This window comes from Albidovulum sediminis, from assembly GCF_025380365.1.
GTDB classification, from domain to species: Bacteria; Pseudomonadota; Alphaproteobacteria; order Rhodobacterales; family Rhodobacteraceae; genus Albidovulum; species Albidovulum sediminis.
This window is the reverse complement of record NZ_JAOCQF010000005.1, coordinates 22,298-35,832: the sequence shown is the minus strand read 5'-3', so window position 1 is coordinate 35,832 and position 13,535 is coordinate 22,298. Positions and strand designations below refer to the sequence as shown.

General features: G+C 64.2%; 12 protein-coding genes. 9 read left to right on the top strand and 3 right to left on the bottom strand.

Going from position 1 to position 13,535, the window contains the following annotated elements:
- Positions 1-44: 44 nt before the first annotated feature.
- The 3 genes from proX to N5I32_RS18880 all read right to left on the bottom strand — a co-directional run bounded on the left by proX (position 45) and on the right by N5I32_RS18880 (position 3,731).
- Complete coding sequence (gene proX / locus N5I32_RS18890; protein ID WP_261497509.1) at positions 45-1,049, bottom strand: glycine betaine/L-proline ABC transporter substrate-binding protein ProX; 1,005 nt, start codon at positions 1,047-1,049, stop codon at positions 45-47.
- 108 nt (positions 1,050-1,157) lie between these two features.
- Positions 1,158-2,705: a trimethylamine methyltransferase family protein gene (locus N5I32_RS18885; protein ID WP_261497508.1), complete on the bottom strand. Its 1,548-nt coding sequence runs from the start codon at positions 2,703-2,705 to the stop codon at positions 1,158-1,160.
- 297 nt (positions 2,706-3,002) lie between these two features.
- Entirely contained in the window at positions 3,003-3,731 is a 729-nt protein-coding gene (locus tag N5I32_RS18880; protein WP_261497507.1) for an SDR family oxidoreductase, read from the bottom strand.
- A 112-nt stretch (positions 3,732-3,843) separates the two neighbouring features.
- Between N5I32_RS18880 and N5I32_RS18875 the strand changes: the two genes are divergently transcribed.
- From N5I32_RS18875 to N5I32_RS18835, 9 genes are all read left to right on the top strand, one after another.
- Positions 3,844-4,746 (top strand): LysR family transcriptional regulator, encoded by a 903-nt coding sequence (locus tag N5I32_RS18875; protein ID WP_261497506.1) that lies wholly within the window; start codon positions 3,844-3,846, stop codon positions 4,744-4,746.
- Positions 4,747-4,886: 140 nt separating this feature from the next.
- Positions 4,887-5,885: an AbrB family transcriptional regulator gene (locus N5I32_RS18870; protein WP_261497505.1), complete on the top strand. Its 999-nt coding sequence runs from the start codon at positions 4,887-4,889 to the stop codon at positions 5,883-5,885.
- A 51-nt stretch (positions 5,886-5,936) separates the two neighbouring features.
- A complete protein-coding gene (locus N5I32_RS18865; protein WP_261497504.1) occupies positions 5,937-6,716 on the top strand; it encodes an SDR family NAD(P)-dependent oxidoreductase in 780 nt (259 codons plus the stop codon).
- Between the two features lie 80 nt (positions 6,717-6,796).
- Positions 6,797-7,759 (top strand): tripartite tricarboxylate transporter substrate binding protein, encoded by a 963-nt coding sequence (locus N5I32_RS18860; protein WP_261497503.1) that lies wholly within the window; start codon positions 6,797-6,799, stop codon positions 7,757-7,759.
- A 20-nt stretch (positions 7,760-7,779) separates the two neighbouring features.
- On the top strand, positions 7,780-8,280 hold the full coding sequence (locus tag N5I32_RS18855; RefSeq protein ID WP_261497502.1) for a tripartite tricarboxylate transporter TctB family protein: 501 nt from the start codon (positions 7,780-7,782) through the stop codon (positions 8,278-8,280).
- 33 nt (positions 8,281-8,313) lie between these two features.
- Complete coding sequence (locus tag N5I32_RS18850; RefSeq protein ID WP_261497500.1) at positions 8,314-9,813, top strand: tripartite tricarboxylate transporter permease; 1,500 nt, start codon at positions 8,314-8,316, stop codon at positions 9,811-9,813.
- A 53-nt stretch (positions 9,814-9,866) separates the two neighbouring features.
- On the top strand, positions 9,867-11,258 hold the full coding sequence (locus N5I32_RS18845) for an MmgE/PrpD family protein (protein WP_261497499.1): 1,392 nt from the start codon (positions 9,867-9,869) through the stop codon (positions 11,256-11,258).
- A gap of 38 nt (positions 11,259-11,296) precedes the next feature.
- Positions 11,297-12,049: a GntR family transcriptional regulator gene (locus N5I32_RS18840; protein ID WP_261497498.1), complete on the top strand. Its 753-nt coding sequence runs from the start codon at positions 11,297-11,299 to the stop codon at positions 12,047-12,049.
- A 69-nt stretch (positions 12,050-12,118) separates the two neighbouring features.
- The gene (locus N5I32_RS18835; RefSeq protein WP_261497497.1) at positions 12,119-13,468 is read left to right on the top strand and encodes an MmgE/PrpD family protein; all 1,350 of its coding nucleotides are present in this window, start codon (positions 12,119-12,121) and stop codon (positions 13,466-13,468) included.
- Positions 13,469-13,535: the final 67 nt, after the last annotated feature.

The following is a 13,535-nucleotide window of genomic DNA, read 5'->3' as shown; positions in this document are numbered from 1 at the left end:
GGGGCGATGCGAACCGCCCCACCGTGTCACGTCTGCCGACCGGATTACTGGCCCGCCTTGGTCGCCTCTGCGATCCAGGAGTCGAATTGTTCCTGATGCGCGGCGATCCATGCTTCGGCATTCTCGTAGATCTGCGCGCGGTCGGCTTCGCTTTCGTACTCGGTCAGAAGTTCCGCGTTCACGTCCTCGATCGGCACCGTTACCAGTTCGAAGAAGCGTGCGGCCGCGGGGTTTTCTTCCGCGAATTTCCGGTTGGCGACGATGCGGATGTTGTTCAGCTCGAAACCCGAATTGCTGCCGTCCGGCTGTTCGGTATTGGCGGTTTCGTTGCCGGGCAGTGACGAGAACGGCACGTTCAACTGAACCACGTCCTTGCCGGTCTTCAGCACCGAGCCGACCCAGAGCGGAGACCAGGTGAAATAGAAGATCGGATTGCCGGCCTTGTAGCGGGTGATCGTGTCGGCGATCAGCGCGTAATAGCTGCCCTGGTTGTGGCTGATGCTGTCGCGAAGCTTGAAGGCGTCAAGCTGATGCTCGATCACCAGTTCGCAGCCCCAGCCGGATTCGCAGCCGGTCAGGTCGGCCTTGCCATCGCCGTCGGTATCGAAGATCGCCCTTACCGCCGGGTCAGTGAACTGGCCAAGATTGGTGATGCCGTATTTCTCGGAGGTCGCCTTGTCGATGAAGTAGCCCTGGGTCCCGTTCGGCGTCAAAGTGCCGATGCGGATCAGCTTTTCATCGCCGCCGGCCTGTTCGTAGATTGGAATGTGCAGCCGGTCCCAGTGGATCGCGGTATAGTCGGCATCACCCTCGGCGATGGCCAGGTGCATGGGGGGATACTGGGCTTCAAGCGAGTCCTCCACTTCGTAGCCCAGACGCTCCAGCCCGATCTGGACGATGGCGTGCTGGAAGATGTGCCCGGTCTGGCCGGTGGCGATGGGCTGGATGGATTTGCCTTCGCCGGGCAGGCCTTCGGCGAAAGCTGGTAGCGAGAGCATGATGCTGCCGGTGGTCGCGATGACCGCCAGGCTGCTTTTGAGAAAGGACATCGTGTTTACTCCCTGATGGTTGGCTTGTCTTTCTTGTTGGCCCCGCCTGGATGCGACCCGGCGAGTACTTTCGTTCGATTGCCCCCTGCTGGGGCGTTGCGGACGGGCCTATTCGATCCCGTCGGGCAATTCAGATTTGCGCCTGCGCATGAAGTCCCGCAGCGCCTCGTCTTTCGCTTCGTCCAGCGGCGGCGGGGCGTATTCGGCCAGGGACCTTGCCGCAAGCTCGGTCGCCAGAACGGCGGAATCCTTGGCGCCTTCCTCGTGCCATTGCTCGTAGGTGTTCACGTCCGAGGTGCGCGGCACGAAGAAGGCGGTCTGGTAGCGGTCTATCGTGTGCTGGCAGCCAAGGAAGTGGCCGCCCGGCCCCACCTCGGCGATGGCATCCGCCGCGAAATCCGCCGGCGTCAGCGAAATCCCCTGCGTCAGGCGTTGCAGGATAGACAGCTGCTCGACATCCAGCATGAACTTGGCGAACGATGCGGAGAGCCCGCTTTCCATCCAACCTGCCGAATTCAGGAAGAAGTTGCCCCCCGCAAGGATGGCGGGAAGCATGGTCTGGAGGGATTCGAACCCGGCCTGCACGTCCAGCGCCTTGGCGCCGTGCCGCATCCCGCCCGTCCGCATCGGCAGCTTGTAGCGTCGCGCCATCTGCCCGGTCAGGAAGGTCAGCACCTGCGTTTCCGAGGTGCCATACATCGGCGCCCCGCTTTTCATCGAAACGGTCGAGAGCGTTGCGCCGTAGATCACCGGCGCCCCGGCGCGGACAAGCTGGGCATAGGCGACCCCGGCCAGCGCCTCGGCATTCAGTTGCGAAAACGCCCCGGCAGTGGTGATCGGGGTGTTCGCCCCCTGCATGATGAACGGGCTGATGATGCAGGCCTGTTTCGAGGCCGCATAGACCCGGATCACCGACAGCATCGTCTCGTCCCAGACGAGGGGCGAGTTGCAGTTGGTCAGCGAGGTCATGACCGTGTTGTCCTGCACGAAATCCGCGCCGAACAGGATGCGGCACATCTCCAGGCAATCCTCGGCGCGGGAGGCATGGGTGACGCCGCCCATGAACGGCTTGTCGGACAGGCGGATATGGCCGTAAAGCATGTCGAGATGGCGCTTGGCCACCGGAACGTCCGTCGGCTCGCAGACCGTCCCGCCCGAGATGTTCAGCGAGGGCGCCATGTAGGCGAGGCGGACGAAGTTCTCGAAGTCCTCCAGCCGGGCATACCGTCTTTGCCCCTCCAGGTCGCGGACATAGGGCGAGCCGTAGATCGGGGCAAAGCCCATCGACCTGCCGCCGATCCTGACCGAGCGTTCCGGGTTGCGGGCGTTGTGGACATAGTCTGACGGGGCCCGCGCGATGAGTTCCAGCAAGAGGTTGCGGTCGATCTTCACGTTCGACGTGGCCAGATCCACCTCGGCACCCGCCTGCCGCCAGGTGTCTAGCGCCACGGGGTCACGGAACTCGATGCCTTGCTCTTCCAGCAACCGCATCGAGGCTTCGTGGATCAACTCGACCCCGTCATTCGAGATCAGGTCGTAGACCGGAATCTGCCGTTCGGGGATTTGGCTGCTGATCTGGGGCGATGTTGCAACCCAGTCTTGCGCGCCGCGACGGCCGCGTCGGGTTTCACGTCGAGAGACAGCTGTGCCGGTCATTGTCGCTAGTAGCTCCCGTATGGCCGCATTTGGACTTACGAGAGAATTGCTAGAGGTCTCCCGACAAGCGGACAACTTGGGAAAAAGTGACCCGGTGCGTAAGCTGCACTTATCAATTCCGGGGCGAATGGCAGTTTCATCCGATGCCCGGCGGGCGTGCATGGTGTTGGAACACCATGCCATCTGCCCTTGATGGCTTGAGCCTGTCGATGGAGACGCGGTCCCGCGGCGCGGGCTCCCAAGACCTTGGGCTGGTCAGCGCTGCTGAACAGTCCGGTCCGATTCCGTCCCGCGCGTTCAGACCATGCCGCCATTCGCGCGCAACACCTGGCCGTTGATCCAGCCGCCGTCAGGACCGACCAGGAACGAGACCGCCGCCGCGATGTCCTCTGGCGTGCCAAGGCGCTCCAGCGGGTTCATCTTCGCCATGCGTTCGATCAACTCGGGCGACTTGCCATCCAGGAACAGTGCCGTCGCCGTCGGACCGGGAGCCACGGCGTTGACGGTGATGTTGCGGCCCCGGAGTTCCTTCGACAGGATGCCGGTCAGGGTTTCGACCGCCGCCTTGGTCGCCGCATAGATGCCGTAGGTTTCCAGTTTCAGCCCGACGACCGAGGTCGAGAGATTGACGATCCGCCCGCCGTTGCGAAGGCGTTTCGCCGCCTCGCGCAGGGTGTGGACCGTACCTTTCAGGTTCACGTCGATCAGGCTGTCGACCAGCCCGTCGTCCGTGTCGGCCAGCGGCGACAGCTTCATGATCCCGGCGCTGTTCACCAGCACGTCGACGCCGCCAAAGGCCGCTTCCGCCGTGTCGAACAGCCGCGCCACAGCGGCTGCGTCCGCCACATCCGCCTGCACCGAGCGGGCGGTTCCGCCTGCGGCCTCGATCTTCGCGGCCAGCGCCTGCGCGGCGGCGGCACTGCCGGAATAGGTCACGATGACGGTGAAGCCATCCTGGCCCAGACGCTCAGAGATGGCCGCACCGATCCCGCGCGACGCTCCCGTGACAAGGGCAACCCTTTTCATTTCTTCCCGATCCCTTCGATCTGGCGACAACAGCCAATACGGACCAGATGGCACTTTTCGTGACCCAGATAATCTGGCAACTTTCGGCAGCATTGACCGGAAAAGGCGAATAATGGACCGTTTCGAGGCTATGCGGGTTTTCGCCCGCGTGACGGAAAGATGCAGCTTCACTCTGGCGGCCGGGGACCTGGGCCTGCCACGGTCGACCGCGACCGATGCGGTGCGCGATCTGGAGAAACGCCTGGGAGTGCGCCTGCTGGAACGCACCACCCGGGTCGTGCGCCCCACCCTGGATGGAGAGGCCTATTACAATCGCTGCGTCCAGATCCTGTCGGACCTGGAGGATGCGGAGGCCGGTTTCAGCGGCAGGACACCGTCGGGCCGGTTGCGGGTTGACCTGCACGGAACGGAAGCCCGGCATTTCCTGATCCCGGGCCTTTCGGAGTTTCTTGACCGCTATCCCGAGCTTCAGTTGCACATCACCGAAAGGCATGAGCCGCTGGATCTCTTGCGCGAGGGATATGACTGCATCGTGCGGGCCGGGCAGCTGGCGGATTCGGCGCTGATCAGCCGGAAGCTTGCGGAGCTGCGTCGCGGCACCTTCGCAAGCCCCGCCTATCTGGCGCGCTTCGGGACGCCCGCGCGGGTCGAAGACTTGTCGCAAAGGCATCGGATGGTGGGCCTTTTGTCCCCGGACAGTGCGGCTGTCGTGCCCTTGTCCTTTACCGGGGCAGCGGGCGGGCGGGCGCTGACCTTGCCGACCTGCATCACGGTCACCGGGGCAGACACCAATGTGGCGGCGGCCTGTGCGGGGTTGGGATTGATCCAGGTTCCGCGCTACCGCGTCGAGGCCGAGGTGGTGGGCGGCAAGCTGGTCGAGGTCCTTCCCGGCCACCCGCCCTCGCCGCTGCCGATCCATGCGCTTTATCTGCGCACACACCAGCTTTCGCCCCGGCTTCGGGTGTTTCTGGACTGGCTGTCCGTCCGCTACCGCGCTGCGGCCGCAGCTTTGTGAAAGGGGCGCTTGGCCGAAAGAATTGTCGACAGTCGGCAGAAATGAATTGCTTTTGCCGGGGGCCGGTTTTAGCTGGAGAAGGGCTCATTCTGCGATGGACTTGTATGCGGGCTTCTCTGCCTTCCCTTTCGGTTCTTGCTGTGGCGCTGCTGGCCGGGTGGTGCGCGTCGCACCTGGGGCTGCCGCTCGCATGGGTGCTGGCGCCGATGCTGGTGACGGCCTTCGCCTCGATCGCCGGCCTGAAAATGCCCAAGATGCAGCCCGGCCGCAAAATCGGCCAGCTGTTTGTCGGGTCGGCCATCGGTCTGACGCTGACGCCGGGCGCGGCTGGACTTCTCCTTGCCTGGGCGCCGCTGATGGTGCTGACGGCGCTGGTCGCGATCCTTGTGACGGCTGTTCTGACCCGACCCTTCGCGCGCCTGACCGGGCAGGACGTTGCGACAGCCTTCTTCTCGCTGACACCGGGAGGCCTTTCGGAGATGGCCCGCGTCGGCGCTTCGGAAGGGGCGCGGTCCGAGGTGGTCGCCCTGTCGCAGGCGGTGCGAGTGGCTATGCTGGTGACGATCCTGCCGCTGCTCTTGCGGAACTTCGGCGTGGATGGCGGGCTTTCCGTTCTGGCAAGCCTGGAGGTCCTGCCGATCAGGCTCTATCTGGGGGTTCTGGCCCTTGGACTGGTCGCCGTGCAACTGGTCCGGCGCAGCGGCGCGAACAACCCATGGATGATCGGCGGCCTGCTGACGGCGGCCGTCCTGTCCGGATCGGGGCTGGTCGAGGGCAAGACGCCCGCCGTGCCGTTTGCCCTTGGGCAGTATCTCATCGGTATTTCGATCGGGGCCCGGTTCGAGCGTGAGAGGTTGCAGAGGATCCTTCCGGTTCTGGCCGTGAGCGTGGCAATGGTGCTGGTCATGGCGCTGTTGCTTGCCGGATATGGCGTGTTGCTGACCCGGTTCACGACGCTGGGGTTTTCCACGACGATCCTGGTTTCATCCCCCGGCGGGATGGCGGAAATGGCTTTGACCGCTGCGGCCTTGCACCTGGACGTCATGCTGATCACCGCGTTTCACTTTACCCGATCGCTCATGGTCAATGCTTGGGCATTGCAGTTCTTCCGGTTCTTCCGGCGCATCGGGCTCATCTGACCGGCCATGGCGGAAACGAAGGACGGACATGATCAACCAAGGAGAACAGACATGCCCACCGATCTGACTGCGCTACCCGGCCGCCCGTTGACGGGACAGGTCGCTTTGGTGACAGGTGGGGTGCGCCGGATCGGGCGCGCCATCGCCCTGGCACTGGCCGAGGCCGGTGCGGATATCGTCATCAATGCCCGCAGTTCTGCCGATGAAGCCGAGGACGTCTGCCGTGCCGCGAGGGCACTGGGGGCAAGGGCGGAAGTCCATCTCGCCGATGTCACCAGAGAGGACGATGTCGAACGGATGCGGGACCATGTGCTGGGCCGGTTCGGCCGACTTGATGTCCTTGTCAACAATGCCGCGATCCGGCAGCAGGCGGCTCTGACGGAAATGAGCTTGCACGAGTGGCGCAGCGTGCTTTCGGTTATTCTGGATGGGGCCTTCCTGACGAGCAGGGCCTTCCTGCCGGCGATGGTTGCACAAGGCTACGGCCGGATCGTCAACATCGGCGGCGTCAGCGCCCATACCGGGGCCAGCCAGCGCGCCCATGTCGCTGCGGCCAAGGCCGGGATCGAGGGCTTCACCCGCGCGCTGGCGGTCGAGTTTGCGGCATCGGGCGTCACGGCGAATTGCGTGGTGCCGGGCAAGATCGGCGGCAAGCGCTCGGCAACGTCCGGCGAATCGTTCGGGATCCATGACCGCGAGGTCCGCCCCATTGTGGGCCGGGAGGGGCGACCGGAGGACGTCGCCGCAATGGTGATGACACTCTGCGGTTCGGCCGGCAGCTACATCACCGGCCAATCCTTGCATGTGAACGGCGGATTGTTCTTGACATAGGACAAGGATCAACAAACATTAAATTGTCGACAGACGACAATAGCCAAGGGGTTGCTGGGAGGCGCCCGAGGGAGGAAAAAATGAAGCATTACGGAATCCGCGCCCTGTTGGGGGCCGCAGCACTGGCGACGATGACGGCGGGGGCGACACCGGCGCTGGCCGAGTATCCGGTCGAGACCGTCCGCCTGATCACGCATTCCAGCCCCGGCGGCGGGATGGACGTCTTCCTGCGCGAGATCGGCAAGCATCTTGGGCCGATCATGGGCGTCAATTTCGTGGTCGAGAACGTCACGGGCAGCGGCGGTGCCGCGGCGATGGCCGAGGTCGTCAACGGAGCCAAGGATGGCAGCGTTTTCTATGGCGCGACCCCGACGCATATCATCACCTCGCTGCTCAGCGCTCCTCCGGTGACGTATGAAGATCTGGATCCGGTGGTGAACTTCTTCAACGATCCGCAGACCGTCTATGTGCTGGCCGACAGCCCCTACAACACGTTGAATGACGTGGTCGACGCGGCCAAGGCCAATCCCGGCGGCGTCGTGGTCGCGGTTTCGACCCCGGGTTCGCTGGACCGTCAGGTGATGGAGGAATTCCAGGCCGTCACCGGTACGTCGATGGTCGTCCTGACCCATGATGGCGGCGGCGATGCGGTCCTCAGCGTCCTGAACGGCACAGCGCAGGTCGGCGTCAGCGAGATTGCCGAACTTCGCGGTCAGCTCGACGCCAAAGCCGTCCGGATCCTGGCAACCTACACCGAAAATCGTGTGCCCGGCATCGGCGATGTTCCGACCGCACGCGAGCAGGGTATTGATCTCGTCGTGTCCAAGTTCCGCGGCCTCGTGGGCGCGAAGGACCTGCCGCCCGAGGTGATTGCCGCCTGGGAAGACGGCGTCGCCAAGCTGATGGAGGACCCCGAATTCCGCAAATGGTACGAAGCCGAAGGACTGGAAAACGCCTACATGACACAAGCCGAAGCTCGGGTCGCCCGCGATGAATTCGTGACATCTCTGAAGGCGTTCTTCGAGAAATTCGACATCAAGTGAATCAGGCAGGGGAGGCACACATGCGCAACGTGACGCTGGTCGTATCTGCGGCTTTGTTCGCTCTGGCGGTGGGATACTGGATCTCCGCCGACTCCATATCGGAAAGCCGTCTGGCAGGCGCCGTCGGCGCCGACGGGTTTCCGAAGGTGCTTGGTGTCGCCCTTGGTGTGCTTTCCCTGATCCTTGCGGGCCAGACGCTGTTCGAAAGCTACATCGTTCCGGCCCGCGACAAGGCTCCTGTCCAGGAAGAGGCCCAAGACGCATCCTCTGCCTGGCGGGGGCACCTGCGTGCCTTTGGCCTGATCGCCATCGGTATCGCCTATGTGCTGCTGCTGCCCTACCTTGGATACATGGTGGCGGGCGGACTGATGCTGGGCGCGGTCGCGACCTATGCCGGGCTTCGGCCATCGCTGGCCACGCTGCTGTTCGCGGTTTGCGGTGGGCTCTGTTTCTACCTGATCTTCGTGAAACTTCTGCAAATTCCGCTGCCCGCCGGGTTTTGGCCCGGTCTCGTGAACTAAGCAGCCCCTTCCACCGCCAGACCGGAGACGAAGATGGACGGTATCTCTTATGCGCTGACCGCGGTTACGACGCCCTCGGTCCTGTTGGCCGCTGCGGGTGGTGTTCTGTGGGGCATCCTCGGTGGCGCCCTGCCGGGGCTTTCGCCCTCGATCGCGATGGCCCTGCTGCTGCCATTCACCTTCGACATGACCCCGCTGGCCGCCATCGTCATGCTGACCGGCATCTATATCGGGGCGGAATACGGCGGGTCGATCCCGGCCATCCTGATCCGAACGCCCGGCACCAACGCAGCCGCCGCGACCGTCATCGACGGCTATGCCATGCATCAACAGGGACGGGGCGGCGAGGCGCTTGGCCTGTCGCTGGTCGCGGGGACGATTGCCGGGCTGGTCGGCCTGATCTGCCTTGTGCTGCTGACCGCGCCCCTGTCGGCGCTTGCACTCTACTTCACGCCGCCAGCCTATTTTGCACTGGCGATCATGGGGCTCAGCGTCATCGCCGCTCTGTCCGAGGGATCGCTGGTCAAGGGCCTGATCATGGGGATCATCGGCTTGATGATCTCGACGATCGGCACCGATCCCCTGTCCGGGGTGACCCGATTCACCTTCGGCGGGGCGGAACTGCTGGGCGGCATCGAGTATATCTTTGTCATGCTGGGCGTCTTTGCCGTGGCAGAACTGATGTCCAAGATGGCCGAAGGCGATGATGAAGAGGGCATCACGAAGTCCGTGGCCCGTGTGAAGCTGCCCGGCGTGAAGAAGCTGTGGGCCCTGCGCGGCGCCCTGGGCATCGGCACGGGCGTCGGCATCATCGAAGGTCCTATCCCCGGGGCCGGGGGCACCGTCGCGGCCTTCCTGTCCTACAACGAGGCCAAGCGCTGGTCGAAGACGCCCGAACAGTTCGGCCATGGGGCCGAGGAGGGTGTCGTCGCGCCCGAGGCAGCGAACAACGCCGTGACCTCGTCGGCGTTGATCCCGACATTGACCTTCGGGATCCCGGGGTCGAATTCGATGGCGGTCCTTCTGGGCGGGCTTCTGATCCATGGCATCCAGCCGGGGCCCATGCTGCTCAGCACACGCCCGGATCTGGTCTACGGCCTCTTCGGCGGCCTGTTCCTGTCGAACATGTTCATGCTTATCTTCGGCCTTCTGCTGCTGGGGCCTGCGGTCTGGCTGGTGAACCGGCCCAAGCCCTACCTAACCGCGAGCATTTTCATGATCGTGCTGTCCGGGGTCTATTCGATCAATCAAAGCCTCTTCGACTTCTGGGTCGTGCTGCTGTCCGGGGTTCTGGGCTACGGCATGAAACTGCTGAAGTTTCCGGTCCTGCCGCTGATCCTCGGGGTCGTGTTGGGCTACATGATCGAGGCGAACTATCGCCGGTCTCTGCTCTTGACCAATGGCGAGCACCGGGTGTTCTTCGAGAACCCCCTCAGCCTGGGCCTGCTGCTCTGTGCTGGCCTGATCATCGGTCTTGCGGTCGTCAGCGAAATCCGGCGGCTTCGGCACGGTCGACGGGCGACACAGGAATAACAGCAACGGGATCGCCCGTCGGGCGATCCCTGGTCTCAAAGAAAGACGACGTTATGGTGAAACACTTCCTTGCTCCGGCAGGTCAGGCCATCGCTGAACAGGTCGCCGCCTGGGCGGTCGGCCTGAAGGTGGCAGAGCTTCCCGCCGGACTGCGCGCCCGCGCTGAAGAAGCCCTGATCGACCATCTGGGGCTGGTCGTGTCCGCTCGGCGCGCGCCCTATGTGGCGGCGATCCTGGCGGGGCTGGACAGCCGGGGCGATTGCACTGCCTTCGGGCAGAAGGGCGGCTTCGACATGGCGGGGGCCGCGCTTCTGAACGGCACCGCGGCCCATGGCGAGGACTATGACGACACGTTCGAAGGCACGCCCATGCATCCCAGTGCCGCGATCATCCCGGCGGTTCTGGCGGCTGCCGAACACTCGGGCGCGAGTGGCGAGGCCGTGCTCTGCGGGATCGTCGCCGGGGCGGAACTCATGTGCCGCATGGCCATCGTGGCGCCGATGGCGCAGCATCGGGCCGGCTTCCATCCGACGGCGGTGGCAGGCGCCATGGGCGCGGCTGCGGGCGTCTCGGTTGTCCTGGGTCTGACGGCGCAGCAGACCACCGATGCGCTGGGGATCGCGGGCAGCATGGCGTCGGGGATCATCGAGTATCTGGCGGAAGGCACCTGGACCAAGCGCCTGCATCCGGGCTGGGCGGCGCAAAGCGGCATCCGCGCTGCGCATTTCGCGCGTGGTGGCTTCAAGGGTCCGCGCACGGTCTTCGAAGGTGAACATGGCTTCTTCTACGCCTTCGGCACGGCCGACATCCCGCCCGATGTCAGTCGACTGACGGCGGATCTCGGCGACCAATGGCATTTTGCCGACGTCGCCTTCAAGCCCTATGCCTGCGGCACCATGGTGCAGCCGTTCATCGACTGTGCCATCACCCTGGCACGCGAGGGTCTGGACCCGGCCCAGATTGACTCGGTGACGTGCAAGGTCGGCGAAGGCACCGTTCATCGGCTTTGGGAGCCCCTGTCCGAAAAGCGCCAGCCAAGCACGCCTTATTCGGCCAAGTTCAGCGTTCCCTATGGTGTCGCGGTCGGCTTCCTTGACCGCGAAGCCGGCCTGCGACAGTTCACGGACGAGCGTATCCGGGATGCGGCGCTTCTCGATCTGGCCGGGCGCATCCGCTACGAAATCGACCCCTTGGATGAATATCCGCGCAACTACACGGGCACGGTGATCGCAACGCTGAAGGACGGAAGTACCCGCACCGCCCACCAACCGCATTTGCGCGGCGGTCGTCGCGAAAGGCTGCCCCGGGGCGAGGTTCTGGCAAAGTTCCGGGCGAACTGCCGCTTCGGTGGCTGGGATGAGGCCCGCATCGACGCGCTGCTCCGGGTCGCCGAAGGGTTGTTCTCGCAGGAGAATATGCTGCCACTTGCCGCGTTTCGTGGCTAGGGTGGCTTGATATGGACGGAACAGGCACGGGCAAACGCATGGCACGGATAATCGCGCAGGATGCCGAAGATACCGGACAACCCGGCATGTCAGGCATCCGCTTCCTGAAGGGCACCTCGCTGAGCGAGCTTGTCCGGAAGGAAATCGAGGCAATGATCATCGCCGGTCATTTCGCCCCGAATGAGCGGATAAACGAGCTGAGCCTTGCAACGCAATGCGGCGTGAGCCGCGCGCCTGTCCGTGAGGCTTGCCGCGCCCTCGCGGCGATCGGATTGCTGGAATACATCCCGAACCGCGGTCTCTTCGTGCGGCAGATGGACGAGGCCGAACTGCGTGAGGTGGATATCGCGCGCGGCTTTGCCTTCGGTGCCGTGGCCTGGAGCCTGGCCGAGAACGCAAGTGCAATGCAGGTCCACGAGTTGCGCGGACATATCCTGCGCATGGAAGAGGTGGTCCGCAGCGGAAGTGTGGGTGCCTATTACCCGCTGAACGTCTCCTTCCATCAGGCCCTTTGCGACATGTGCGGCAACCGTCGTCTTGCAGCGACATATCAGGGGTTTGCGCGTGAACTGCATGTCCAGCGCTTCCGCGGGCTGTCGGCCCCGGCAAGCCTGGAGCTTTCAAACCGCGAACACGGCGAGATTGTCGAGGCGATCGCCGAAAGCAACCCGCAGGCGGCCTTCGATGCCGCGCGGGGGCATGTGATGAACGGCTATGCCCGAATATTGGAGCAGCGCCGTCTGCTGGAAGGTGCCCCGACTGGAAAGGCGGGAACGCCCCGTACCGGATGAAGCGGAACCGAACCGCCGTCAATTCGACACGGTTGGTTCCAAGCAATTTGAAAACTGAAAGGCCAAGAAATGACCGACCTGCCCGTAACCCGCAATCTTGCGGAATGGATTGTTGCACTCCGCGCCAAGGATATTCCCGATACGGTTCGTGCCGAAGGCTTGCGGACCTTCGTCAACTGGTTCGGATGCGCGATCGGCGGGGCCGATCATATGACGGCCGACCGCGCGATTGCGGCGCTTTCGCCCTTCGCCGGTGCGCCCCAAGCCGGAGTGATCGGCCGGCAGGAGCGCACCGACGTCCTTCATGCGGCGCTTTTCAACGGCATCACCTCGCATGTTCTAGATTATGACGACACCCATCTGAAGACTATCATCCACCCGGCGGGTCCGGTCGCCTCGGCGCTGATGGCTGTCGCGGGATACAGGCCCCTGTCGGGCGCGGTCCTGCTGGATGCGCTGATCGTCGGGGTTGAGGTCGAATGCCGCATCGGCAATGCGGTCTATCCTCACCATTATGACCGGGGCTGGCACATCACCGGCACGGCGGGTGTCTTCGGCGCGGCAGCGGCGGTGTCCAAGGTGCTGGGCCTCACTGTCGAACAGACCGTCTGGGCGCTTGGCATCGCGGCCACGCAATCCTCGGGCCTGCGCGAGATGTTCGGCACCATGTGCAAGAGCTTCCATCCCGGCAGGGCGGCGCAGAACGGCGCCGCAGCGGCATTCCTGGCCGAAGCCGGCTTCGACAGCTCGACGCGGGGCATCGAGGCGCCGCGCGGCTTTGCACGGGTGATGTCCGACAAACAGGATTACACCGAAATCCTCGGCGACATTGGCACGCGTTGGGAAGCCGCGCTGAACAGCTACAAGCCCTATGCCTGCGGCATCGTCATCCATCCCACGATCGACGGCTGCTCCCAGCTTCGCGGCAAGTTGGGGGAAAAGGTCGCCGACATTGCCGCGGTCGAACTGACGACCCATCCGCTGGTTCTGGAACTGACCGGCAAGCGGACGCCCCAGACCGGTCTGGAGACAAAATTCAGCGTCTATCACGCCGCCGCCGTCGCGCTGCTGCATGGCGACGGTTCGCCAACCGCCTTCACCGATGCACTCGCCCGCGATCCAGCCGTCATTGCCCTGCGCGACAGGGTGACCGCGACGGCCGGAAACATCGCCGAGGATGAGGTGCATATCCGGCTGCTGATGAAGGACGGCGGCCACGTCGATCTCCACGTCGATCACGCCATCGGCAGCATCGAGCGGCCCCTGACCAATGATGAGGTGAATGAAAAGTTCCTGCGCCAGTCCGCGCGGGTCATCGGCGAGGCGCAAAGCCGCGCGGCCCTGGACCTGGCCTGGAAGCTGCCCGATCTTGCCGCACCCTCAGACCTGGTTTCGGTTTCGGTGCCGGGCCAGTCCTGAGACGGTGGAAGGCGGCTGATGGCTGGAAAGCTGCGCCAGCCGCTTTCCGCGCCGGGCGCGCTGATTG